A 21,470-nucleotide genomic window follows, 5' to 3' on the forward strand; every position below is an offset into this window, starting at 1 on the left:
CCCCGGCGCCCGCCGCCAGCTCTCGGGTCAGCGCGTGGGTGGGCGAGGCCCGGTGGAGCTCGTGCTGGGCGTTCGGAGCTGCTGCCGTGATGCCGTTCGGAGTGGGGCGCGGGTTGCGAGCGGCGCTGCCTACCTGTGTGTATGAAGTCGGTTCGAGCCGAGCGTCGGGGGCGTCGTGCCACGGGTTGCCCAGCCGTTCTCGGGGGCGGGCCGTGGTGATGACGCTGCACCGGCTGTCGGCCGGTGCGGGCTACCAGTACCTCCTCAGGCACACGGCAACCGGCGACTGCGACCGGTCGGGAGCGACGTCGCTGACTGGGTACTACGCCGCGTCGGGTAATCCGCCGGGACGGTGGTGGGGCTCGGGGTTGGCCGGCGTTGGCTTGCCGGCCGGGGCCGTCGTCAACGAGGACGCCATGGCGCAGCTGTTCGGTGCTGGGAGGGATCCGGTCACCGGTGTTCCGCTCGGCCGCGCGTACCCGTCGTTCACCCCGGCGCGAGAGCGCATTGCTGCCCAGGTCGCTGCGTTGCCTGAGGCGATGTCGGGGGACGAGCGCGCTGCCGCGATCGACGCCATCACGCGGGTCGAGCTGGCCAAGCCGCGCCCGGCAGCCGTCGCTGGCTTCGACATGACATTCACGCCACCGAAGTCGGTGTCGACGATGTGGGCGCTGGCAGATCCGACCACGCAGCAGGCCGTCATCACCGCGCACCACGCGGCGGTGGAACAGGCGCTGGTGTTCTTCGAGCGCACGGCGCTGTTCACCCGGACCGGGACGGCGGGGTGCCAGCAGCGCCGGACTCGGGGGATGCTCGCGGCGGCGTTCGACCACTGGGACTCGCGCGCCGGGGACCCGAACCTGCACACCCACGTCGTGGTGGCCAACAAGGTCCAGGCGCCCGATGGACGCTGGCTGTCGGTCGACTCCCGCGCCCTGCACCACGCCGTGGTGAGCGTCTCGGAGGTCTATGACGACCTGCTGGCCGACGAGCTCGCGCGCCGCCTGCCGGTGTCGTGGTCCTGGCGCCACCGCGGCCCGCGTCGCTCCCCGGGCTTCGAGGTGGACGGGGTTGATGACGGGTTGATGGCGGAGTTCTCCACCCGCACGACGCAGATCGACGAGGCGATGACGGCCACGGTGGCGCAGTTCTACGCGACACACGGCAGGGGCCCGAACCGGATCGAGATCTCTCGACTGCGTCAGCAGGTCACGCGCGCGACCCGCCCGGGCAAGCATGTCCAGCCTCTGGGTGACCTGATCGCGGGGTGGCGGCGACGCGCGTTCGACCGCACGGGCAAGAGCCCTCAGGAACTGACGGCCGCGGTGCTCCGCGACTCACACATCGTCGCGGTGACGGGCGAGCAGATCTCAGAGACCGTGATCGACCACCTGGCCGAGCACACCACCGCCCAGGTGATGCAGCGCCGGTCGACGTGGACCCGGTGGAACGTGCTGGCCGAGGCAGCCAGGTCCACGCGCGGGTTGCGCACGGCCAGCCCCGCCGACCGGCAGGCGTTGCTGGACCGGGTGTGCGAGGCGGTTCTGGTGCGGTGCGTCAGTCTCGAACCGCCCGAGCTGTTCACCGTGCCGGGGGAGTATCAACGCCCCGACGGGTCGTCGGTGTTCGCCCGCCCTGGGGAGGCCCGCTACACCCATGAGAACGTCCTGGCTGCGGAGCAGCGGTTGCTCGACGCCACCGATGACGTCGCCGCTCCCAGCGCCGACACAGCCCGCGCCGCAGCCGTGGATCTCGCCGCGTCGATGCGCCGCGCGGACGGCCGCACCTTCACCCTCGCTACGGATCAGGTTGACGCCATCCGGACCATCGCGGGCTCCGGTCGGCGAGTCGAGGTGCTGGTCGGACCGGCCGGAACGGGGAAGACCACGACCCTGGCTGGCCTGAAGCAGGTGTGGGAAGCCGCGCACGGGCGGGGCTCGGTGATCGGGTTGGCTCCGTCGTCGACGGCGGCCGCCGAGCTTGCCGAGGCGTTGAGCATCGTGTGCGAGAACACCGCCAAGTGGCTGCACGAGTCGACCGGCCCCGGCGCCTTGCTCCGCACCACGTACCTCGAGCACCTCACCGGCGAACGCGACGCCGCCCAGCACACCGGTGACCTGCGCCGGCTGCGGACCGTCGACACGGCCATCGCCGACCTGACCGGCGAGCAGCGGCGCTGGGTGATGCGCCCTGGCCAGCTCGTCATCGTCGACGAGGCCTCCCTGGCAGGCACAGCGACCCTGGACGACCTGACCGCCCAGGCCGCCACCGCCGGGGCGAAGCTGCTGCTCGTCGGCGACCACGCGCAGCTGTCCGCCGTCGACGCAGGCGGCGCGTTCAACCTCCTCGCCGATCGCTCCCGCCTCGCCGTCCTGACGTCGCTGTGGCGATTCACCCACCGGTGGGAGGCCCGCGCCACCCGCGCCCTGCGCGACGGCAACACCGCCGTGCTCGACGTCTACGCCGACCACGAGCGGATTACCGCCGGGGCCGCGGAGGCGATGTGCGAGGCCGCCTACAGCGCCTGGCAGGCCGACACCGAGAACGGCACCCCGTCGATCCTCGTCGCGCCGGACACCCACACCGTGGGGGTCCTCAACACTCGCGCCCACAACGACCGGGTCACCGACGGCCTCGTCAGCGGGGGCGGCATCACGACCGGTGAGGGAACCGTCATCGGTGTCGGTGACCGGGTGGTGACCCGCGCGAACAGCCGCCGCCTGCGGGTCGGTGGCGGGTACGTGCGCAACGGCGACCTGTGGACCGTCACCGCCACCGGCACCGACGGCTCCCTGACTGTCACGAGGCTCACTAGGACCGGCACGGACACCGGCCACGCGGTCGTCCTGCCTGCCGACTACGTCATCGAGAACGTCGACCTCGGGTACGCGACCACCACCCACCGCGCTCAGGGCATCACCGTCGACCGCGCGCACGTCCTCGCGGCCCCCGGAATGACGCGGGAAAACCTGTACGTCGCGATGACCCGCGGCCGTCACGACAACCACGCCTACGTCGCCGTCGATGACGTCGATCCCGACTGCGACTACCTGCCCGACACCCACGCCACCCCCGACGGGCACGCCGTGCTCGCCACGATCCTGGCCACGTCCGGTGCGGAGCTGTCCGCCACCCAGACCGTCGCCGCCCGCCAGAACGCGGCCGGGTCGCTCAAGCGCCTTGAACCCATCCGCCAGACCCTGCTCGCCGATGCCTGCGCGCCCCGCTGGACCGCAGCCCTGGCCCGAGCGAGCCTGACCGACGACGACCTCACGCAGATCATCACCTCGCCGGCGTGCGGGCCGCTGTTCACCGCCCTCGAACGCGGCGCCGCCATCGGACAACCGATGGACGACGTCCTGGCCGACGTCCTCTCGTCCCGACCCATCAGCGGGCCCGACGAGGCAGTCCGCGACCTGGCCGCCGTGCTGCACCGCCGCGTCGCGACCTGGCTGGCCACCCAGGTCGACGACCCCACCACCATCACGACCCACCCCGACGTCGCGCACCTGTCACCCGGAGCCCGGGACACGCTGCGTCAGGTCGACGAGCTCATCGCCGCCCGCGTCGAGGCCCTCACCGACCACGTCATGACGTCCCAGCCCGGATGGGTCACCGCTCTGGGACCGATGCCCGACGACGACGCAGGACGTCAGTCCTGGCGTCGCCAGGTCGCCGCGACCGTCGCACACGAGGACTTCACCAACGGACCCACCGTCATCCCGGGTCAGCAGCGATCCGCCGCGGAATTTCCAGTCGCCGTGTCTGTTCCCGATGCGGTCCAAAGCCGGTCCCTGTGAGCCGACGACGCACACCGGCTGAGCCGGCAGGGGACGGGTTCTACCCGCAGGCCGAGCTCCCGCAGCCCTTCGGCCCTTCGGTGCCGATCTGCTGGGCAGCGCACACCCCGGACAACCAGCGGTTGTACCTGGAAGACCTCGACACCTGGGTCACCTGGCTCGTCGGTCACTACAGCCTCGACCGCCGCAGTGTCCCGCAGTGCTGGGCCCAGCACTGGGAGCTCGTCGAGGAGCTCGCCGCTCTCCACCTCGCCTGGGAAGGCGCCTTCGCCACGACGGCGCACGCGGACGCACCGCTGGCCTGGCACGAACGGTTCGAAGCAGCACGCCGCCGGCTCGCCGACTGGGCGGCCCGGTCAGGGTGCCGGCCGGGCGAACACCGCGGCTGAGGCAACACCGGCACGACGGCGAGGCGTTGCGGCGACGCCGCGGATCCGGCCCCCTGCCGTCAGGGTGCACCACGACCCACAGCGGGGATGAGCAGGGCCCGTCCGGGTCCGATCAGACCGACGGCGAGAGACCTCCAGCGGCGGTGGCCGGGTGCGGCTGCGGCTCGCGAATGTGATGGAGCTTCGGCGGCAGCGGTGCGCTCGCGGTGTCGCCTGGTGTCATGGCGCGAGCGGTCGTGATGACGGTGGTCATCGCCTCGCGCAAGAGGTCGATGTCGCCGCCGGACCATCCGGCGAGGTAGGGCACCGAGTAGTCGGCGGCGTTGAGCCCGGCCTGGGCGGTGACGAGGTAGGCGATGGACTCGGCCTCGACCTCGGCCTGCCCTCGGCATGTCCGGCTGGTGGCGTACTGGGTGAAGCGGTGCTCGTGATTGGCGCGGATGTGGCCGAGCTCATGGGCGAGCGTCTTCGCGCTCTGGGCGGAGCTGAGCGAGTCGTCGACGCGCACGACCCGTGCGGTGAAGTCGGTGTAGCCGTTGGCGGGCCGGCAGGGTCCACGCTCGAGCCTGAACCCGGCGTCCGTGGTGAGTGCGGCCAGGTGCGCGGCGAGGTGCTGCGGGGCGTCGCCGTCCAGGAGTCGGGGGGTGACGTCGGGCAGAGGTTCGCCGTCGGTCTGCGTGACGTCGAAGACGTGTACGACCTTGAACCCTCGCAGGACGCGCCGCACTTCGTCGGCGGGCACGTCCCGGGAAGGCGGCGTGTCGGCGGGACGGCCCGCGGGCGACACGGGTGCAGCGGCGTTGTCGTCGTTCTTGTAGATGCACGGCGCGAGGATCGCGATGCCGTGCTCACCGCGGTTGACGTGCCGGCCCAGGCTGTTCCAGGTGCGGATGCCGGCGACCCGGGTCGCGTCCGGACGCTGGGTGGCGATGAGCAGGATGTTCGACGGGGAGTAGTCGTGGAAGCGTGCCGCGGCCTGCAGCATGCGCATCCACGCCTCGGAGCCGGCGAGGTCGGCGACGGCCTCGATCAGTCGGTCGTGCAATGCCTCGAGCTTGTCCTGCGCGGACGGTCCCTCTCGTCGGGTCCGCATGGCCCCCTCACCGTCCCGACGGCGCGGGGTGCGCGGTGCCGGCTGGCAACTTCGCGCCTTGGCAGACGGGGTCAGACCAGCCGAGGTAGCCGCGGCCGTCGAGGTAGCCGGCGTTGAGCTGGGCGAACGAAATGAGGTAGACCCCGCCGTAGTTGCCGGTGGCGGAGTCGAACACCTCGTTGGCGGTGACCTTGATCCTTTCTGGGTCGCAGCCGGCGTCGGCTTGGACCACCACCGAGACGTGCCCAGCCGGGCGGCCGGTGTTCCAGAACACGAACGACCCCAGCGGTGGGCAGGTGTCGCCGGGGCGGGCGCGGCCAGCGGCCACCATGGTGTTCCAGTGAGCTTTGGCTGTGGTGTATCCGGAGCTGGCGTATCCGTAGGCGCGGCAGGCCAGGCGGTCGCACAGCTGGTGCCACCCGCTGGGGACACCGACGTACGACAGTGCGGTCTGGACCGCGGTCGCGACGTCGTGCGGAGTCCCCGGCGGGACGACGACGTCGCCCGTCCCGCCCAGTTTGGGCATGCACCCGACGCCGGACGTAGCCATGGGGTCGGACGGCCGCCCCGTGGAGGCATCCACCTGCTCAGGCAGCTGCTCGGGCAGGTCGGATCCGGTTCCGGCTTCCGTGGCGGTGCTCCACGCGGCAACCCGCTCGTGGACGTTGCCGATGAACCGTTCGGTCGTCGCCGGGATGGCCGGGTAGGTGCGCAGCCGGGACTCGCCGGCGTTGTGGGCGATGATCAGCGCGTCCAGGACCGGCAGCGCCGACGAGGCCCAGGTCGGGTGGTCGGCGCGGATCTCGCGGACCCCGGCGAGCCGGGCGCACAGGTACTTCCCGCCAGTGCTCGCGTGGATCGTGCCCTCCTTGATGTCCCAGACGCCGTTGTGGTCCAGGTCGGCTGACCAGGGGTGCCCGTAGGCGCCGGCCCACACGCTGGCGTTCATCTGCAGCAAGCCCCAGGTCCCGCCGTTGGAGTCGTCGGCGTAGGCGTCGGGGTGGAACCCGGACTCCTGTGCCATGACGGCGGCGATCCACGGCTCCGGCAGGTCCGGGCACGCCGCCTTGGCCTCGCGCACCCACGCCCGGGCCTGGACCGGGACCGGTGCGTCCCCGGCCAGGGAGCCGCCTGCTGAGGTCTCGATGCAGGCGAGGGCCGATCCGCCGACGCCCAGCGCGGCGATGATGGCGATCAGCGGGATGGCCAGTACACCGAGGCCGCTGGCTGTGACGAGGGACCGCATCATGGCAGGGCACCTCCGGCGGCGGCCGCGGTGGCGGCCTCGACGTTGTGTTGGCCGTCGCGCAGTGCGTCGGCGTCCGGGCGGGCGGGCCAGCCGCACAGGTCGATGACGACCGGCCGGGACTGGCGTAGGAGCAGCACGCCGGTGCCGAACGGCAGGGTGCGCAGCACCGACGGCGCCATGACGGGCACCATCCGCACCGAGGTGGACGTCGACCGTTCGCCGGCGCGGCCGCGGGACCGGGTTTCGGTGAGCTCGTCGATCTCGCCGAGGAGGCGGGCGACGTCGTCGAGGTCGCGGTACTTGGCCAGGCCCCCGAGGACGAGCTTGACGGTGGCGGCGTCCCAGATGGCGTCGGCGGCGTGCTCGCCCCACCGGTTGCGGGCCTGGGCCAGGGACTGCAGGACCGCCAGGGTGGTGATGCCCGAGCCGCCGCCTTCGGCCATGAGCTGGGGCAGGGACGGCAGCGGGGTGAGGTTGGCGATCTCGTCCAGCGCCAGGAGCAGGGGCGGGTCCAGGCGGGCGCCGGGGGAGCGGGCGGCCAACCCCCTCGCGGTCTCGGTGATGTCCTCGACGAACGCCGCGACCAGCGGGGCGCACGACCCGGAGGACACGGCCGACGCCAGCAGGTACAGGGTGCCGCAGTCGCGCAGGAACGCGGTGGGGTCGAACTCCTCGCCGGGGGCGGGGTCGACGGCGGTCAGGACGTCGGGGTCGGCCAGGGCTGCCAGGGACTGGCGCACGCCGAGCCAGACGGAGTCGCGGGTGCGGGGGTCGGCGTGGACGGCGGCCTCGAGGGCGTCGGCCCACCCGGTGGCGGCGCCGGTGTGGCGGTTGAGGATGGTCACGGCGTCCTCGGCCAGGGCGGGGTTGAGGGACCACCGGTACAGGTCGACGGCGCGTCGCCCGTCCAGGGCGGCCGCGTGGAGCAGGCAGCGTAGGGCGGTCTCGGTCTGCCCGGCCCAGAAGTCCGAGTCGGACACGGTCCGCCCGAACCCCGCCCCGGCCGCCAGGCCTCTGGCCCGCACCAGAGCGGTCCGGGGTGTCTGGCAGCCACGGACGGGGGACCAGCGCAGCCCGCCGGGCAGACCCGCGAGGCGTTGGGGGTCGAAGATCGCCACCGGGCCTCGCCGGGCTCGGGCGTCCATCGTCACCGCGAGGGTGTCCGGTCGGGTGGAGGTCGCCACGACCGGCCCGGGGGCGTCGAGGATCCAGGGGATGACCACGTGCAGGCCCTTGCCCATGCGGGGAGGCCCGACGAGCAGGGCCGAATCCTCGACCGAGCACCACAGCTCACGCCCGCGGGCCCGGCCCAGCCGGTACCCGAGGTCGTGGGCGCCGGGTCGGGTTAAGGCTGGTCGCACGACGGGACCACGCCGCACCAGGGCCTTCCGGCCGGCGGCGCTCTGGGCCTCACCGGGGGTCGCCAGACCCGGCAGGTTCCTGAACTGCGCCGCCTCAGCACCTGCCCGGCCGGACCACCGGCCTCGTAGTCGCCAGGCCAGCACACCGCCGCCTGCCACGACGGCCAGGACGAGGACGGTCGCCGACCAATAGAGCACCGGACCGGGCAGCTGGTGCGGTGTCGGCCACGCTGCGGCGGGGTCGCTCATCGACCCGAGAGCACCGAGCGCGGCGATCGGGCCGCCGTCGGGCACACCCCGCCGCGTGACCAGGCAAGCGATGACGGCACCGCACCACAGCAGCGCCCCGAAGCCGAGCACCGCGGACCCCGCGGCCAGCAGCCAGTTCGTCAGGTCCGGCGCCATCGACTGCCCCGGCCCGGCCCCGTAGCGGGCGGGACGGCGCGGTGCCGGCCTCACTGGCCGACTGCCTGGGGTGCGGGCTCCAGCTCGGGGACCACCGTCAGCGCCGGCCGGCCAGGACGGGCCAGGGCATGGGGCAGCTCGTGGGCGATGCGGCGCAGCGCGCCGGTGACGATGTGCCCGGTGTCGACAAGGTCACCGATGCGCAGTCCGGGGTTATCGGCGCCGGCGAGGAGCTGGCCGGCGCCGTTGTCCGCGATGCGCTGGACCTGGTCGGCGGCGACGTCGCCCGCGGCGCGGCGGGGATGGATCAGGCGCCCGCTGTCGACCGCCTCACGCAGGTTAGGCAGCGACGGGCACGGCAGGTGGTGTCCTAGGCGGCGGGTGGCTGCCGTGACGGTGACCAGGTCGACCGGTTGGCCGAGCTCGGACAGCTCGACGGTCGCTGCGTACACCGTCCGCCAGATCGGGGTCACGACGTACCCGGGCGGCAGCCACGCGGCGACCGAGCCGATGGCGGCAGGGTGGGCGATCAGTGCACCGACCAGGGCGGCCTCGTGGGCGTGCTCGGCAACCTGGTCGCGGCGCGGGTGCAGGCGCAGGTACTTGTCGGCCGACAGGCGCAGGTCGCGGCTGGACAGGGCTGCTCGCAGCCGCGCGGGCGGCTCCGGGTACCCGGCCGGCTCCCCGGTGGCGCGGGCCCATCTCGTCGCGCAGGAGTCCAGGCCGGCGTCGACGAGCCCCGAGCAGTTGACCACCGGCGCCGGTCCGCCGCTGAGCGCCGACTGCAGCGCTCCGGCGCGCATCAGCACGCCGAGGCCGGCGACCTCTCGCCGCAGCCCGGCGTCGAGGACCATGCGCGCGTACACGGCCGGTTCGGGGCTGGTGGGGGCGGCGGCGAGGAGGTCGTGGATGCGGACGATGTCGGCCCGGCGTGGACCGAGGTCACCGACCATCTGAGCGCCCAGGTCCTGGGCGGTCAGGGGTTTGCCGGCGAGGTGGTGCTCGTGGATGACCCGGTAGACGTGGGCGTGCCACAGGTCGGCGAAGTCGCCCGGGCGCAGCCAAGTCCCGACATCGGCGGTCGCCTGGGGCCGGTAGAGCAGGGAGCCGAGGGTGGCCTGTTCGGCCAGCCGCACGGCGTCGTCGCGGTTGATCATCGGGCCACCTCCGGGGGCCGTTGTGGGCTGGTGCCGCGCATGGCGGCGTCGGTGTCGACGACGGCGAGCTCGTCGGCGTGCAGGTGGTGGCGCACGACGTGGGAGCGGCCGGGCATTCTCCACAGGCCGATCCCACGGGGCAGCGCCGCGAGCAGGTCTCGTTCGGGGCGGGTCAGGCCGAGTGAGGTCGCGGTAGCGGTGAGCTGGTCGGCTTCCTGCCGGTACACGATGCGGGTGGAGCAGTCGGCCAGGAGCCCTTCGGCCAGGGAGCGGGCCTCGGACCCGGTGGCGCCGACCGCGTCCAGGTCGGACAGGCGGTGCAGGACCATGAGGTTGGCGATGCCGTAGGCGCGTGAGAGCTTCCACTGCGATTGCAGCCGGCGGATCAGCGGTACCGAGCGCAGCAGCCGCCACGCCTCGTCGTAGATGACCCACCGCCGCACCGAGCTGCCGTGGCCGGGGGTCGTGGTCAGGGCGGCGTCGAGCCACCCGGCCGCGCAGGTCATCGCCAGCTCCAGCGCCTGGTCGTCGCTGCCCAGGGCCGACAGGTCCAGCACGACCATCGCCGCGTCCGCGTCCAACCGGTACGTCGAGGGGCCGTCGAACATGCCCGCGAGATCGCCCCGGATCAGGCGCCGCAGCCCATGAGCCAGGTCGCGACCCTCGAGCGCGTCCGGGCGTGGTGAGTCCAGGGCCGTCACGATGTCCGCAAGTGTCGGCGACCCGGTGCGACCGGTCGCCGCGGTGACCGCGGTGTCCAGGACGGTGTGCTCGACGGCGGCAAGGTCCCGGCGCAGCGCCGTCGCGGCCAGCGCGGCGAGCAGGCGCAGTCGGTGAGCGTGCGCGACGGCACGGTCGGCGGCGGGAACGTCGAGCGGGTTGAGCCGGGTCGGCAGACCCGGGCCCAGGCGCACGACGACGCCGCCCACCGCATCGGCGACCGGTCCCCACTCGCCTTTCGGGTCGCCGGGGACGTACACGCGGCGCCCCGCGGCCACCGACCGCAGCGCGAGGGTCTTCGCCAGGGCGGACTTACCCTGCCCGATCACCCCGGCCAGCAGCACGTTCGGGTTCGTCAGGACCCCGGTGGCGTACAGGTCCCAGGGGTCGAAGCAGAACGGCTCCCCGGTCAGCGCGTCGGTCCCGACCAGCACCCCGGTCGAGCACGACGGGGCGAGCAGGAACGGGTACGCGCCGGCGAGGGTGGCCGACGACGCCCGGTGCGGCGGTAGCTGCAACGGCGGGCCGCCCGGCATGGTCCGCCGGCTCACAGCACGCCCCGCGCCAGTGGCAGCGCGGCGGCCGCGTGTGCGACGGCCTGCTGCCCGACCAAGCGGCGCACCTCGCACAAAGCCTGCGCGGCGGCGCCCTCGGTGGCGGTGCACGCCACCTCCAGCTCGTCGAGCGTGGCAGCGGTGACCGTGATGAGCCCGGTGAAGCGCAGGTCCCCGTGGCCGGCGACGAGCTCGGCCTCACGGCGAGCCAGCTCCGCGACCTCGGCGCGGGTGGCCTCGTCCTCGACCTGGCCGATCCGTACGCGCCGGGTCGCGTCGGCCGCGTGCTCGACCTTCGCCCGACGGATCTCCCGCAGCGCCTGCGCGGTGGGAACCGGCTCGGCGATGACGCTCACCGTCCGGGTCGCCGTGGTCGAGACGAGCAGGGGCTGCAGGAACGCGGGGTGCACCTCGCTGCGCGGCCACTGCGCCACCCAGTACGTCGCGTGGGTACCGGAGTCGGTGCGCAGGTGCGACCAGTGCTCCCGCGCCCCCATCGCTCCCAGGAGGGTGGACCCGGCCGGCCGCGCGTCGTCGCCGCGGGACGGGGGCGCGGGGGCGATGGCGTCGCGCGCACCGACCGGGTCGTAGGTGGTGCGCAGCACCGCACCGAGATCGCCGACGTCGACCCAACGGTCGACCGTCAGCTCGGCACTACGCAGGCCGTCGCTGATGGCGGTGAGGTCCTGTTCCAAGCTCTGGACGGCGGCTGCGGTCAGCCGCCGGGCGCTGCCGCGGGGGATGCGCAACGCGACGGCGACGAAGGCCTCCGGTCGCCGGGCGGTGGCCGTGACGTCGTCGAGAAGCTCGGCTACGACCCGACCCGCGAACGACGCAGACGTCGCGGCGTTGCGCTGCCACCACGATCGCGCGGCCGCCGATCCACCCGCCACCGTGCGGGCCAGCACCTGCATGCGCACCACGTGCGGCGCCTGGCAGGCCGCTGACAGCACCCGCCCCCAGCCGCCGACCTTGTGCTCCTGCGCGGCGGCGTCGTCCAGGACGAAGCCCGCACCGTGCACGCGGGCGACCGCGGTGACCGTGCCCGCCCGTCGGTCGAGCACCAGCGCGGCACCCAGGGTCGGCGCCGCGGTCACCGACACCGCGCCGGCGATCCCCGGCAGAGTGAGCTCCGTCGGGGCCAGCAAGACCGGAGCAGCGACGAGGGTGGTCGCGCCGGTGCGCGAGCGCACCTGCCACGAGCCGACCAGGGGCAGCCAGGTCAGCAGGGGACGGCCACGCACGGTCACCGTCGCGAGTGCCGCGAGCGGCACCCAGGCCGGCGCCCCGGCAACCAGCCCGGGGACACCGGCGGAGTAGATCTCCACGAGGGCAATCACCAGTGCGAGTGCCAGCACGAGCAGCTGACCAAGTCCGAGACCGAGCAGCACGCCGCGGTGCTCCAGCGGGCCGAAGCGGACGGTCGGGACCTCGTTGGCGCTCACGGCCGACCGCCGGTGGTGGGGGGCGGTGTCGGGGCTGGGCGAACGGGTGTGGCCGCCGCCCGACCACGAGCCATCTTGGCCGCCGTTCCCGCGGCGCCGACGTGCCCGAGCAGCATCGTGGTGGCCGCATGCTGGGCCAGGCCCCGCGTCTGGGTACCGGCGTTGCGGGCCCCGCGCGTGATCGGACCGGCTGCGACCGCGGAGTTCATCACCGCGGCGGCCTCCATGCCCGACCAGTGCACGAACCGCCACGTCAGCCACGGCGCGAACACCGCGATCGACAGCAGCAGCAACCCGACAAGCAGGTCCGACAGGCCTGCCACACCGACCGGCTCAGTCCCGGTCGTCGCCGTGCTGTCGGGGCCGACGCCCGAGAACGCCGACGCGCCCACCACGAACACCACGACGATGACCAACTTGCTGAACACGAGCGCGGCGGCGATCTCGATCCAGCGGCGCGTCCATACCCGCGTCTGGTCCCACGCCGACCCGGCGAACGCGATCGGCGCCAAGACCGCGATGAGGATCAGGGCGGCCTTGCGGAACAGCAGCACTCCCCACAGCAGGAGGAAGCCGACCATCATTGCCAGCCCGAACACGATCGCCAGGCCCGGTGAGGCCACCAGTACGGGCGCGGAGAAGTCGAAGAACCGTCCCGCCGCCGCCGCGACAGTCGTCCCAGCGGACGCCGCCACGTACTCGCACAGCTCGTCGACCGCAGTCAGCGCCACCTGCGTCACCCCCAGGGCCAGCGCGGCACCGAGGACCGCCTTGCCCACGCCGACCACAGCCCGCGTCAGGCCGCCGGGCTCGCGCCGAAGCACCGAGGTCAGCACCTGCAGGGCGAAGAATGCGACCAGCACCGGCAAGGTGATCGTGGCGATCACCGCGACGTTGTCCCGCAACCACGACACCGACAGATCGATCGGGGTCAGCGAGTCGAGCGCCGTGAGGGCGCCGGTACCGATCTGGGCGGCCGCGTCGACGAACGCCGCACCCAGACCGCCGAGCACATAGTCCGACGCGCCCGCAGCGGCCGAGCCAGCGGCGTTGCTCGCCAGGTCGCACAGGAACGTAATCGGCCCGACGCATGGGTCCAGGGCAGCTACGGACATCTCAGATCGCCGAGCCCAAGCCCGAGAAGAACGTCACGATCGCGTTCGCCCCACCGATGAGCAGGGCACCGCCGGCCGCGACCAACACTCCGGTCTTTCCGCTCGAGGCGTTGGAGTAGTTGCCCTGCTGGTGCGCCACCGCCCAGATGATCACCGAGATCACCAGCCCGGCCACACACGCCACCAGGCCCCAGGTCAGCAGCGCACCGACGATGCTGCGCACCACCGGCAGCCCCGGCAAGCCGTCCTCATTCGGACTAATCCCTGGATCGGCCATCGGCACAACCCGTGCCGCCACCATCGAGAGCCACATGTCCCATACCCCGACCCGCTCGACCGGGCGCCCGCCCCCGACGGCGGAGCGCCTCATGAGCAGGTAGGAACGTCGACCTACAACATGGTGGTACCTGCGTGGGACTCGACCCGAAACCTCACCTCGGTAGGCGAGCCGGGCGCTCCGCCGCCTCAGCTCCGGTTCGTCCGCCCAGCTACGCGGGCACTGGGAAGCATCGACTGTGACCGCCGGAGGTAGGTGGCGGTCCGCTCGCGACGCTACTTGGCGCACTGGGTAAGGCGACGCCGCCATCCAGGTCTTCAACCCCGCCAGTCGGATCCGATGATGGCGGCACGCTGGAGGCGGCGTCCCCTACTGGCGACTCAGCGGACCAGGCCGCCGGACCAATGCGCCTTGTGTGCCCTGGCGATCTTCTTGAGGTTGCCCCGCACCACCCGCAGCGTGGCAGTCGACGGTGCTTCGTCGTCATGGTTGCCGGGGTTGAGGACCTTGGGGAAGGTAGTCCAGTTCCCCTTCTCGGTGCTGTCGAGAGCGAAGCCCCTGACCAGGGGGACCAGGTCGCCGAGGACCTTCGCTTCTCGTTCGACGTCCCCGAGGGCCGTCGGCGTGCCCTGCGCCGTGCGACCCGTAGCGATGATCTGTTTCGCCAGGCGCTCGGCGGCAGCCCGGTAGCTCAGAGAAGCCTGGCGGCGCCCCTTCGCGCCCGGCGAGTTGACCCCGTCCTCGGCGTCGAGCATCAATTGATCGAACACGTCTGAGGTCTGCGTCGCCTCGGTACCGGCAACGTGGTCGGTCAGCGTCAACTCGAAGGTGCGGTGGGCCTGTCCCGAGTGCTGTGCTGCAGTTAGTTGCGCGAGGTGGTGGTCGTAGGTCGTCAAGATGACCTGGGCGCCGGCGGCGAGCAGTGCGCCCACGGTGTTCTGAGCGAAGGTGAAGCGGTGGTCGGCGTCGCTGCCGGGGATGGGGTCGTCCAAGACGACCAGCGGTGTGCGGAGCAACTCTGTCCGGGCGAGGAATGTTGACAGTCCGAGGGCATTGAGCTGTGAGTCGCTGAAGACGCCTAGCGCGTGACGCTCGACTGGCGTAGCGGCCGGGTCAGTGCGCAGCGCCGCCATCAGGCTCACAAACGTGGTCCCGCTGGCGCGGCGCTGCACTCCGGCGAACGCAACGAGTTCCTCGGGGCGGATCGTTGACCACCAGCGTGTGATGCTGTCGCTCATTTGCTGAAAGCGTGAGTCAAGAATGTCGACCGCGGCGGTGGCCAACGCGCCCTCCGCCGCCGACAATCGGCTGTCGGCGGCAGCCCGGGCGGCTGCACTGCGAAGCTCCACGGCGATGTCGCCGGCGTGCTGCACCGCCCGCAGCAGCTCGGCAAGCCCGGCGCCAGCGGTCCGTGCCGCGACTACCGGCCTGACGGCCGCATGAAGGGCAGCCGCTGCCTCGTCGCTTACGTGTTGGGCGCTGCGGAGGTCCGCCATGGAGAGGGCTAGGTCCACTGCGGCGGCGCTGCTGGCGGTGCTGTTGACGTCCACCCTCGTGGTGATGGCTCCCATGTCAGCGCTCAAGGTCTCCTGGAGTGCGGACGCGGTGGAGCGGACGGCCGCCGCCGCAGCCTTCACATCCCGGGCGGCTGAGCAAGCGGTGATCAGTAGGGCCTCGTCCAACTCAAGTGTCGCCAACTGCTCCTTCGCGGTCTGGACCTGCTCGCCGCTCCAATGTGCGGCGGCGGGGACCGCAGCCTGAGCCTGCTGAGAGCACCTCCCGGCGTCCGCGATCGCTGCACGCAGTGCCGCGAGCGTGGCAAAGGCGGCGGCCTCGAGACCTTGACCGTGGCGAAGCGCATCACGGAGCACTTCGAGTCGCTCGGGGGTGAGCGCCTGGGGGGTCGCGCAGACAGGGCAGTCCACCGGCCCGGCCGCGTGCTGGATCGTCGGAGCGGCCAGTACCGCGTTGAAGATCGGCGCGAGCTCGGCGAGCTTGCGATCTGCTCGCCCGAGGGCCGCTGCGTACTCGCTGATATCGACCGGAGCGACATCCTCAGGCACCGAGCTGGCTGCGAACGCTCCCAGCGGAAACGCGGCCTCACGCTGCCGCTCGAGCATCGAGTCGAGGCCATCGTTCAGGTCGGTGAGGTCCTTCGGCTTCTTACCCAGGGCCTGCTCCCCGGCGGTGAGCAGTGCCCCCTGGACTAGTCCGGTCACCTGCTCCTCAGTGAGGGTCGAACGCGCGAAGCCGAGCGCGACGAATACGTCTTGGAACGGGGTGGCGCGCAGCGCCGTCAACATGCTGCCCCCGTTCGTCGGCGGCTGATTGCGCAGTCGTCGCCGCACCTGAGCGACGCGCTCTCGCAGCTCATCAAGGTCGGTCAGCGAGAGCAGTGACTTAAAGTACGCCACGCGCTGCTTGGGCTCGGTCGACAGTACGTGGCGCAGGGTGTGCTGCAAGAGGACCGGCGCGCCGAGATTGGACCCAGCAGCGGGAGCCAGTCCGAACGCCCCCAGGTCGTCCTTCACGACGCCGTCGACCAGCAGCCGCGAGTCGCACTCCGTCCCCTGCGCGAAGTCGCACACCAGCTCACGGCGGACCTCGTGTACCTGCCCGTCGGCGCCGCGCATGCCTGCTGCGACCCAGACATCTGCGTCTGCAGCCGGCAGGTGCACGTTTCGGAGAGTCTCGTGGTACTCCGCCTTGGCGCCGCCGAGCAGATCGCGTCGGCTGCTGCGGCCAGTGAGGAGGAACTCCAGCGCCTCAGCAAGGCTGCTCTTGCCCTGGCTATTGCTGCCGTGGAGAACGCTAAGCGGAGCGTCGAGGTCGAGCCGCTGTGGCGCGGTGCCAAAGGCTCGGAAGCCGCGGATCTCAAGCCATACAAGGACCGGCGCCCCTGTGGCGACGGTTTCGGGCGCGGTCACGGCGTCGCCCAGGCACGCGTGATCTCGTCCAGAACCCGATCCACGTCAGCCCACGAGGTCGCTGAACCCGCCGCGGTCGCGAGTTCAGAGGCATCCACCCCGGCCTCCGAGGCAGGCAACGCCATCAGTAGGTCGGCGAGGTTGGGGATGAGGTTCGACATCCCGGCGAACGGTACTCGCCTGGCCGCCTTCAGTAGGGGAGGGAGCGTCCGAACACTGCCGACGGCTCGCTAGGGAGACGTGAACAGCAAGTCCAGTTCCTCGGTAGTGGGACAAGCCAAGGGTCGGGCCGGCAGTTGGTTGTCGATCCAGGCTCGGTCCCACTGGTCGAGCCGAAAATCCGTACTAGGAGCCCGGTACGGACACGACCTCCGGGCGCCCGCCCGGCGGAGCTCGCCCGCCACACGAGCCCGCTCGGCGACCGTGTGGCTGCCCGTCGTCCCCACCTGCCTGAAGTGGCTGACGACAACCGGCCTTGTCGCGAAGTCGCGCGACGGATTAGCCGCCGAGCGGCACGCACGCGCTGGCGCACGTGACCCGTCAGCGCCGCACCATCCGCCCGATCGGCTCGTTGCCGACAGGGCATCGGAAGCAGTCGACGTCGAAGATCGCCATGACGTCGTGCTCGACACAGAACCGCTCCATGGTGCTCGCCCTCCACAGGGGTGCGGTGTTGCGTCCATGCCAGGTGGATGTGCGGCCGCGCGACCGCGCGTGCACCAGGCACCCGGGAGCATCGACAATCGGCGCACCTAGGATCGCGGGGTTGCATATGGGTACACCCGAACGCGACACCTTGCCGCGGCGGCGCCGCAGCGTGATTCGACCGTCGCGCCAAGTCGGCTAGCGGCGTTTTGCGACGTTTGTGTGCAAGGGTCTAGGGATGGCGCGACACATTGGGAAGAGGCTCGGGTACGCGCGGGTGTCGAGCACCGATCAGAACCTCGACCGCCAGCGTGCGGCGCTGGGGGAGGTCGATCGGCTGTTCCAGGAGAAGCAGTCCGGCGCCGGCCGCGGAGCGCGCACCGCGTTGGCCGAGCTGCTCGACTACGCCCGCGACGGTGACACCGTCGTGGTGTCCTCGATGGACCGCCTCGCGCGGTCGGTCGTCGACCTCAACGGGATCGTGGCGGAACTGGTCGCCAAGGATGTCGTCGTGGAGTTTTTGGCCGAGGGCGTCACGTTCCGGCCCGGCGCGGCGGATCCGTTCGCGGAGTTCCAGCTGAACATCATGGGCTCGTTCGCCCAGCTCGAGCGGGCCATTGCCAAGGAGCGTCAGACCGAGGGCATCCGCGCCGCCAAGGCACGCGGGGTCTACCAGGGCAGGCCTCGCCGGCTGAGCGCCGCCGACGTCGCGCAGGCCCGCGAGCTCGTCGGCGCCGGCGTGCCGAAAGCCGAGGTCGCGCGGCGCCTCGGTATCCACCGCTCGAACCTGTACCGCGCCCTGGACGCAGCCGCTGCGGTGCCGACGGCCAGCCACTGACCCGCCGCCGCAGCTTCTGTCTCCTGCCGACGTGCTCGTCGATCTCGCGCGGCCCGACTCGTCAGAGCCGACGTCGCGGTGCTCGCGGAGTCGCAGGCTGACCCGTTGGGCCAGCCGGAAACGGGGCTAGCCCGCCTACTGCCGAGTGTGCGTCCGTCAGCCTGGGATGTTGCGCGGATCGTTGCCCGGTTCGACGGTGTCCTTGGCCCGGATCTTCCCATCGCGACCGCTGATGCTCACCTCGCCGCCGCCCTGGTTACCGACGATCTCCTTCGCACGCGCGATCGCCTGCGCCTGCGTGTCGGTGTGCGCTGAGGCGCGCTTGCCGCCGCCTGTCACGTCCCAGCCGCCCTCGGGATTCGGGACCACGTTCCTATTAGGTGCCATCACTCTCAACTCCCTGGTGCTGTCGGCGAGGCTTGGATGCCTCGACCTATCAGAGTCAGCGTGGCAGAGGGCACTGACATGCCGGGCAGCCCTGCATCGGCGCGCAGTTGCTCGAGGCCGTGCAAGACCGGTTGTTTCCGAACAATTGAGCGTGCCGCTGCTCGGCGGGGGGGCAGAGGTCGCTTGTGGGCGGCTGCCGACCGCGCGTGGCCGTGGTGGTGGCGTCGCCTGCGCGGTCAGGCGCGACGGCGCCGGTGCGCCTGACCGCGTCCGGGGTGGGGTCAGGCGATGGCGTTGAGCAGCTCGGTGCAGGCCGCCTCGCACGCCCGGCACGCCTCGGCGCAGACCCGGCAGTGCTCGTGCATGCCGGCGTGGCTCTCGCACTCGTCGCCGCAGGCGCGGCACGCGGCGATGCATGCCTGCAGGTGGGCGCGGGTGACGTTGGCGTCGTAGCCGGTGTGGCGGGACAGGATGGCGGCCGTGGTGGCGCAGCTGTCGGCGCAGTCGAGGTTGCTGCGGATGCACTTGCGCAGGTCGGCGACCATCTCCTCGCTCAGACACGCGTCCGCACAGGCGGTACAGGCCTGGGAGCAGGTGACCAGGGTGTCGATGACCCGGGCGAGGAGCTCGCGGTCGAGGTTGATCTCGGCGGGGTAGGTCTGCAGCATCGCGGCGGTCTTCATCGTGCCCTCCGGTGGGTCTCGGGTGACGGCGCGTGGCCAACGTGAGCCCGCGCACCTGGACCCCATCGACGCTAGGGACCCACGCGGCCGGTCGCATGGTGGGGCCCCGGGGGCGGCGATGAAGTTTCGATGAAGCCCCACCCCGGCGGACACACTGGGGAACACCAGCCCGGTCCAACCGGTTCCTGCGCATACCCCACAGGGGTATCCAATGGGAGGTCACGACGAGCGCGGACGAGCACACCGGTCACACCACGCAGCCCGGCCGCAGCGGCGCCGGCCACCATGACGGGCACGTCGGCCCGGCGGGCGACCATGCCGAGCACGCGGCCACGGTGGCGGCTGATCACGGTGGCGGCGACCACGGGGGGCACGGGGGCCACGGCGGTGGCGGGCACGGCGGTGGGCAGCACGGGGCTGAGCAGGCGCACGCCCAGCACGGCAACGCCGGTCACGGGCACCACGTGGGCCAGTTCCGGGACCGGTTCTGGGTCAGTCTGGTGCTGGCGGTGCCGGTGGTGGTGTTCAACCACATGTTCGCCGAGCTGCTCGGCTACACGCCGCCGGCGTTCGCCGGGTCGGGGTGGATCTCCCCGGTGCTGGGCACGGTCGTGTTCTTCTACGGCGGCTGGCCGTTCCTGACCGGCGCCCTGGTGGAGGCCCGCAGTCGCCGGCCCGGGATGATGCTGCTGATCGCGCTGGCGATCACGGTCGCGTTCGTCGCGTCGTGGGCCACCACGCTGGGTGCGGCGATGGAGCTGGACTTCTGGTGGGAGCTGGCGCTGCTGGTCGTGATCATGCTGCTGGGGCACTGGCTGGAGATGCGGGCCCTGGGTGCGGCGTCGGGTGCGCTGGACGCGCTGGCGGCGCTGCTGCCGGACCGGGCCGAGAAGGTCACCGGGACCGGGACGCTCGAGGTCGCCGTGTCAGAGCTAGTAACCGACGACGTCGTGCTGGTCCGCCCCGGGGGCAGAGTGCCCGTCGACGGGCAGATCGTCGACGGCGAGGCGCACCTGGACGAGTCGATGATCACTGGTGAGTCCCGGGCGGTACGCCGAGCGGCGGGCGACACGGTCGTGGGCGGCACCGTCTCGACCGACAGCACGCTGCGGGTGCGGGTGACCGCGGTCGGGCAGGACACGGCCCTGGCCGGCATCCAGCGGCTGGTCGCCGACGCCCAGGCGTCGAGCTCACGCGCGCAGGCGCTGGCGGACCGGGCCGCGGCGTTCTTGTTCTACTTCGCCCTGGCCGCCGGCGTGCTGACCTTCGCAGCGTGGATGGTGTTCGGGGACACCGGCGACGCCGTGACGCGGACCGTGACGGTGCTGGTCATCGCCTGCCCCCACGCGCTGGGTCTGGCCATCCCGCTGGTGATCTCGATCTCGACCGAGCGCGCCGCCCGGGCCGGTGTGCTGGTCAAGAACCGGCTCGCCCTGGAGCGGATGCGCACCGTCGACACGGTCCTGTTCGACAAGACCGGCACCCTGACGAAGGGCGCGCACGCGGTCACCGGCGCCGTGGCCACCGCCGGGGTGGACCAGGCCGCGATGCTCGCACTGGCCGCGGCCGCCGAGACCGACAGCGAGCACCCCGTCGCCCGGGCCATCGTGCGCTCCGCCGGTCAGGTGTCGGCGACCGTCCGGGACTTCCGCGCCCTGCCCGGGCGCGGGGTGCGGGCCACAGTTGACGGCCACGAGGTCGTCGTCGGCGGGCCGGCGCTGCTCGCCGAGCGGCAGTGGACGGCTCCGGCGGACGTGCAGGCCGCCACCGGGTCGTGGGTGGACCGGGGGGCGTCGGTGCTGCACGTCGTGCGTGACGGTCAGGTCATCGGCGCGGTCGCGGTCGAGGACGCCATCCGGCCCGAGTCCCGCGACACGGTCGCGGCCCTGCACGCCCGTGGGGTGCGGGTGGCGATGATCACCGGCGACGCCCAGCAGGTCGCCGACGCGGTCGCCGCCGAGCTCGGCATCGACGAGGTCTTCGCCCAGGTCCTGCCCACCGACAAGGACGCCAAGGTCAGCGAGCTCCAGGCCCGCGGGCACAAGGTCGCGATGGTCGGCGACGGCGTCAACGACGCCCCTGCGCTCGCCCGGGCCGACGTCGGGATCGCGATCGGGGCCGGCACGGACGTCGCCGTGGAGTCCGCGGGGGTCGTCCTGGCCTCGGACGACCCCCGCGGGGTCGTGTCGGTGATCGCGCTGTCCCGGGCGTCGTACCGCAAAATGTGGCAGAACCTGGTCTGGGCGACCGGCTACAACCTCATCGCGGTGCCCCTGGCAGCGGGCGTGCTCGCCTTCGCCGGGTTCGTCCTGTCACCGGCCGTCGGGGCGATCCTGATGTCCGCCTCGACGATCGTGGTCGCCGCCAACGCCCAGCTCCTGCGGCGCCTGGACCTGGACCCCGCCCGCGTGACCCAGCCTTGAGC

At 72.2% G+C, this 21,470-nt stretch carries 16 protein-coding genes; 4 read left to right on the forward strand and 12 right to left on the reverse strand.

All coding sequences use genetic code 11. From position 1 onward, the window contains the following. The first annotated feature begins 218 nt into the window (after positions 1–218). Entirely contained in the window at positions 219–3,800 is a 3,582-nt protein-coding gene (gene mobF / locus Q0840_RS07655) for a MobF family relaxase (RefSeq protein WP_298458258.1), read from the forward strand. Continuing rightward, on the forward strand, positions 3,797–4,189 hold the full coding sequence (locus Q0840_RS07660) for a hypothetical protein (protein WP_298458259.1): 393 nt from the start codon (positions 3,797–3,799) through the stop codon (positions 4,187–4,189). Before mobF ends, Q0840_RS07660 begins: the two co-directional genes overlap by 4 nt. 112 nt (positions 4,190–4,301) lie before the next feature. On the opposite strand, the gene Q0840_RS07665 is transcribed toward Q0840_RS07660, so the two are convergent. From Q0840_RS07665 to Q0840_RS07710, 10 genes are all read right to left on the reverse strand, one after another. After that, positions 4,302–5,282 carry an ArdC-like ssDNA-binding domain-containing protein gene (locus Q0840_RS07665; RefSeq protein WP_298458261.1) on the reverse strand — a complete coding sequence of 327 codons (981 nt, stop codon included), beginning with the start codon at positions 5,280–5,282 and terminating at the stop codon, positions 4,302–4,304. Between the two features lie 7 nt (positions 5,283–5,289). Next, complete coding sequence (locus tag Q0840_RS07670; RefSeq protein WP_298458263.1) at positions 5,290–6,531, reverse strand: transglycosylase SLT domain-containing protein; 1,242 nt, start codon at positions 6,529–6,531, stop codon at positions 5,290–5,292. Beyond that, positions 6,528–8,297 (reverse strand): type IV secretory system conjugative DNA transfer family protein, encoded by a 1,770-nt coding sequence (locus Q0840_RS07675; protein ID WP_298458265.1) that lies wholly within the window; start codon positions 8,295–8,297, stop codon positions 6,528–6,530. The genes Q0840_RS07670 and Q0840_RS07675 overlap by 4 nt, the downstream gene beginning before the upstream one ends. Positions 8,298–8,347: 50 nt before the next feature. Beyond that, positions 8,348–9,454 (reverse strand): DnaB-like helicase N-terminal domain-containing protein, encoded by a 1,107-nt coding sequence (locus Q0840_RS07680; RefSeq protein ID WP_298458267.1) that lies wholly within the window; start codon positions 9,452–9,454, stop codon positions 8,348–8,350. After that, on the reverse strand, positions 9,451–10,725 hold the full coding sequence (locus Q0840_RS07685) for an ATP-binding protein (protein ID WP_298458270.1): 1,275 nt from the start codon (positions 10,723–10,725) through the stop codon (positions 9,451–9,453). Before Q0840_RS07685 ends, Q0840_RS07680 begins: the two co-directional genes overlap by 4 nt. After that, positions 10,722–12,173, reverse strand: a complete 1,452-nt coding sequence (locus Q0840_RS07690; protein ID WP_298458273.1) for an SCO6880 family protein — start codon at positions 12,171–12,173, stop codon at positions 10,722–10,724. The genes Q0840_RS07685 and Q0840_RS07690 overlap by 4 nt, the downstream gene beginning before the upstream one ends. After that, positions 12,170–13,288 (reverse strand): type IV secretion system protein, encoded by a 1,119-nt coding sequence (locus tag Q0840_RS07695; protein WP_298458276.1) that lies wholly within the window; start codon positions 13,286–13,288, stop codon positions 12,170–12,172. The genes Q0840_RS07690 and Q0840_RS07695 overlap by 4 nt, the downstream gene beginning before the upstream one ends. Position 13,289: 1 nt before the next feature. Next, a complete protein-coding gene (locus Q0840_RS07700) occupies positions 13,290–13,601 on the reverse strand; it encodes a DUF6112 family protein (RefSeq protein WP_298458279.1) in 312 nt (103 codons plus the stop codon). A 344-nt stretch (positions 13,602–13,945) separates the two neighbouring features. Beyond that, the gene (locus Q0840_RS07705; RefSeq protein WP_298458282.1) at positions 13,946–16,492 is read right to left on the reverse strand and encodes an ATP-binding protein; all 2,547 of its coding nucleotides are present in this window, start codon (positions 16,490–16,492) and stop codon (positions 13,946–13,948) included. Then, positions 16,489–16,653 (reverse strand): hypothetical protein, encoded by a 165-nt coding sequence (locus Q0840_RS07710; protein ID WP_298458285.1) that lies wholly within the window; start codon positions 16,651–16,653, stop codon positions 16,489–16,491. The genes Q0840_RS07705 and Q0840_RS07710 overlap by 4 nt, the downstream gene beginning before the upstream one ends. Before the next feature lie 722 nt (positions 16,654–17,375). On the opposite strand from Q0840_RS07710, the gene Q0840_RS07715 reads away from it, so the two are divergent. Next, on the forward strand, positions 17,376–17,975 hold the full coding sequence (locus Q0840_RS07715) for a recombinase family protein (RefSeq protein WP_298458288.1): 600 nt from the start codon (positions 17,376–17,378) through the stop codon (positions 17,973–17,975). Positions 17,976–18,131: 156 nt separating this feature from the next. Here the strand turns inward: Q0840_RS07715 and Q0840_RS07720 are convergent, their stop codons facing one another. Both Q0840_RS07720 and Q0840_RS07725 read right to left on the reverse strand, forming a co-directional pair. Further along, positions 18,132–18,344, reverse strand: coding sequence for a DUF2188 domain-containing protein (locus Q0840_RS07720; protein WP_298458290.1), 213 nt, complete (start codon positions 18,342–18,344; stop codon positions 18,132–18,134). A 299-nt stretch (positions 18,345–18,643) separates the two neighbouring features. Continuing rightward, positions 18,644–19,045: a four-helix bundle copper-binding protein gene (locus Q0840_RS07725; RefSeq protein ID WP_298458293.1), complete on the reverse strand. Its 402-nt coding sequence runs from the start codon at positions 19,043–19,045 to the stop codon at positions 18,644–18,646. A gap of 335 nt (positions 19,046–19,380) precedes the next feature. Between Q0840_RS07725 and Q0840_RS07730 the strand changes: the two genes are divergently transcribed. Further along, positions 19,381–21,468: a heavy metal translocating P-type ATPase gene (locus Q0840_RS07730; RefSeq protein WP_298458295.1), complete on the forward strand. Its 2,088-nt coding sequence runs from the start codon at positions 19,381–19,383 to the stop codon at positions 21,466–21,468. Positions 21,469–21,470 lie beyond the last annotated feature (2 nt).

The organism is uncultured Cellulomonas sp. (assembly GCF_947494015.1).
In the GTDB taxonomy this organism is placed as follows: domain Bacteria; phylum Actinomycetota; class Actinomycetes; order Actinomycetales; family Cellulomonadaceae; genus Pengzhenrongella.

Bases quoted from the DNA above. Each gene is read 5' to 3' on its own strand.
- mobF (WP_298458258.1), top strand. From the start codon at position 219: ATGACGCTGCACCGGCTGTCGGCCGGTGCGGGCTACCAGTACCTCCTC.
- Q0840_RS07665 (WP_298458261.1), bottom strand. From the start codon at position 5,282: ATGCGGACCCGACGAGAGGGACCGTCCGCGCAGGACAAGCTCGAGGCA.
- Q0840_RS07670 (WP_298458263.1), bottom strand. From the start codon at position 6,531: ATGATGCGGTCCCTCGTCACAGCCAGCGGCCTCGGTGTACTGGCCATC.
- Q0840_RS07675 (WP_298458265.1), bottom strand. From the start codon at position 8,297: ATGGCGCCGGACCTGACGAACTGGCTGCTGGCCGCGGGGTCCGCGGTG.
- Q0840_RS07680 (WP_298458267.1), bottom strand. From the start codon at position 9,454: ATGATCAACCGCGACGACGCCGTGCGGCTGGCCGAACAGGCCACCCTC.
- Q0840_RS07695 (WP_298458276.1), bottom strand. From the start codon at position 13,288: ATGTCCGTAGCTGCCCTGGACCCATGCGTCGGGCCGATTACGTTCCTG.
- Q0840_RS07700 (WP_298458279.1), bottom strand. From the start codon at position 13,601: ATGTGGCTCTCGATGGTGGCGGCACGGGTTGTGCCGATGGCCGATCCA.
- Q0840_RS07710 (WP_298458285.1), bottom strand. From the start codon at position 16,653: ATGTCGAACCTCATCCCCAACCTCGCCGACCTACTGATGGCGTTGCCT.
- Q0840_RS07715 (WP_298458288.1), top strand. From the start codon at position 17,376: ATGGCGCGACACATTGGGAAGAGGCTCGGGTACGCGCGGGTGTCGAGC.
- Q0840_RS07725 (WP_298458293.1), bottom strand. From the start codon at position 19,045: ATGAAGACCGCCGCGATGCTGCAGACCTACCCCGCCGAGATCAACCTC.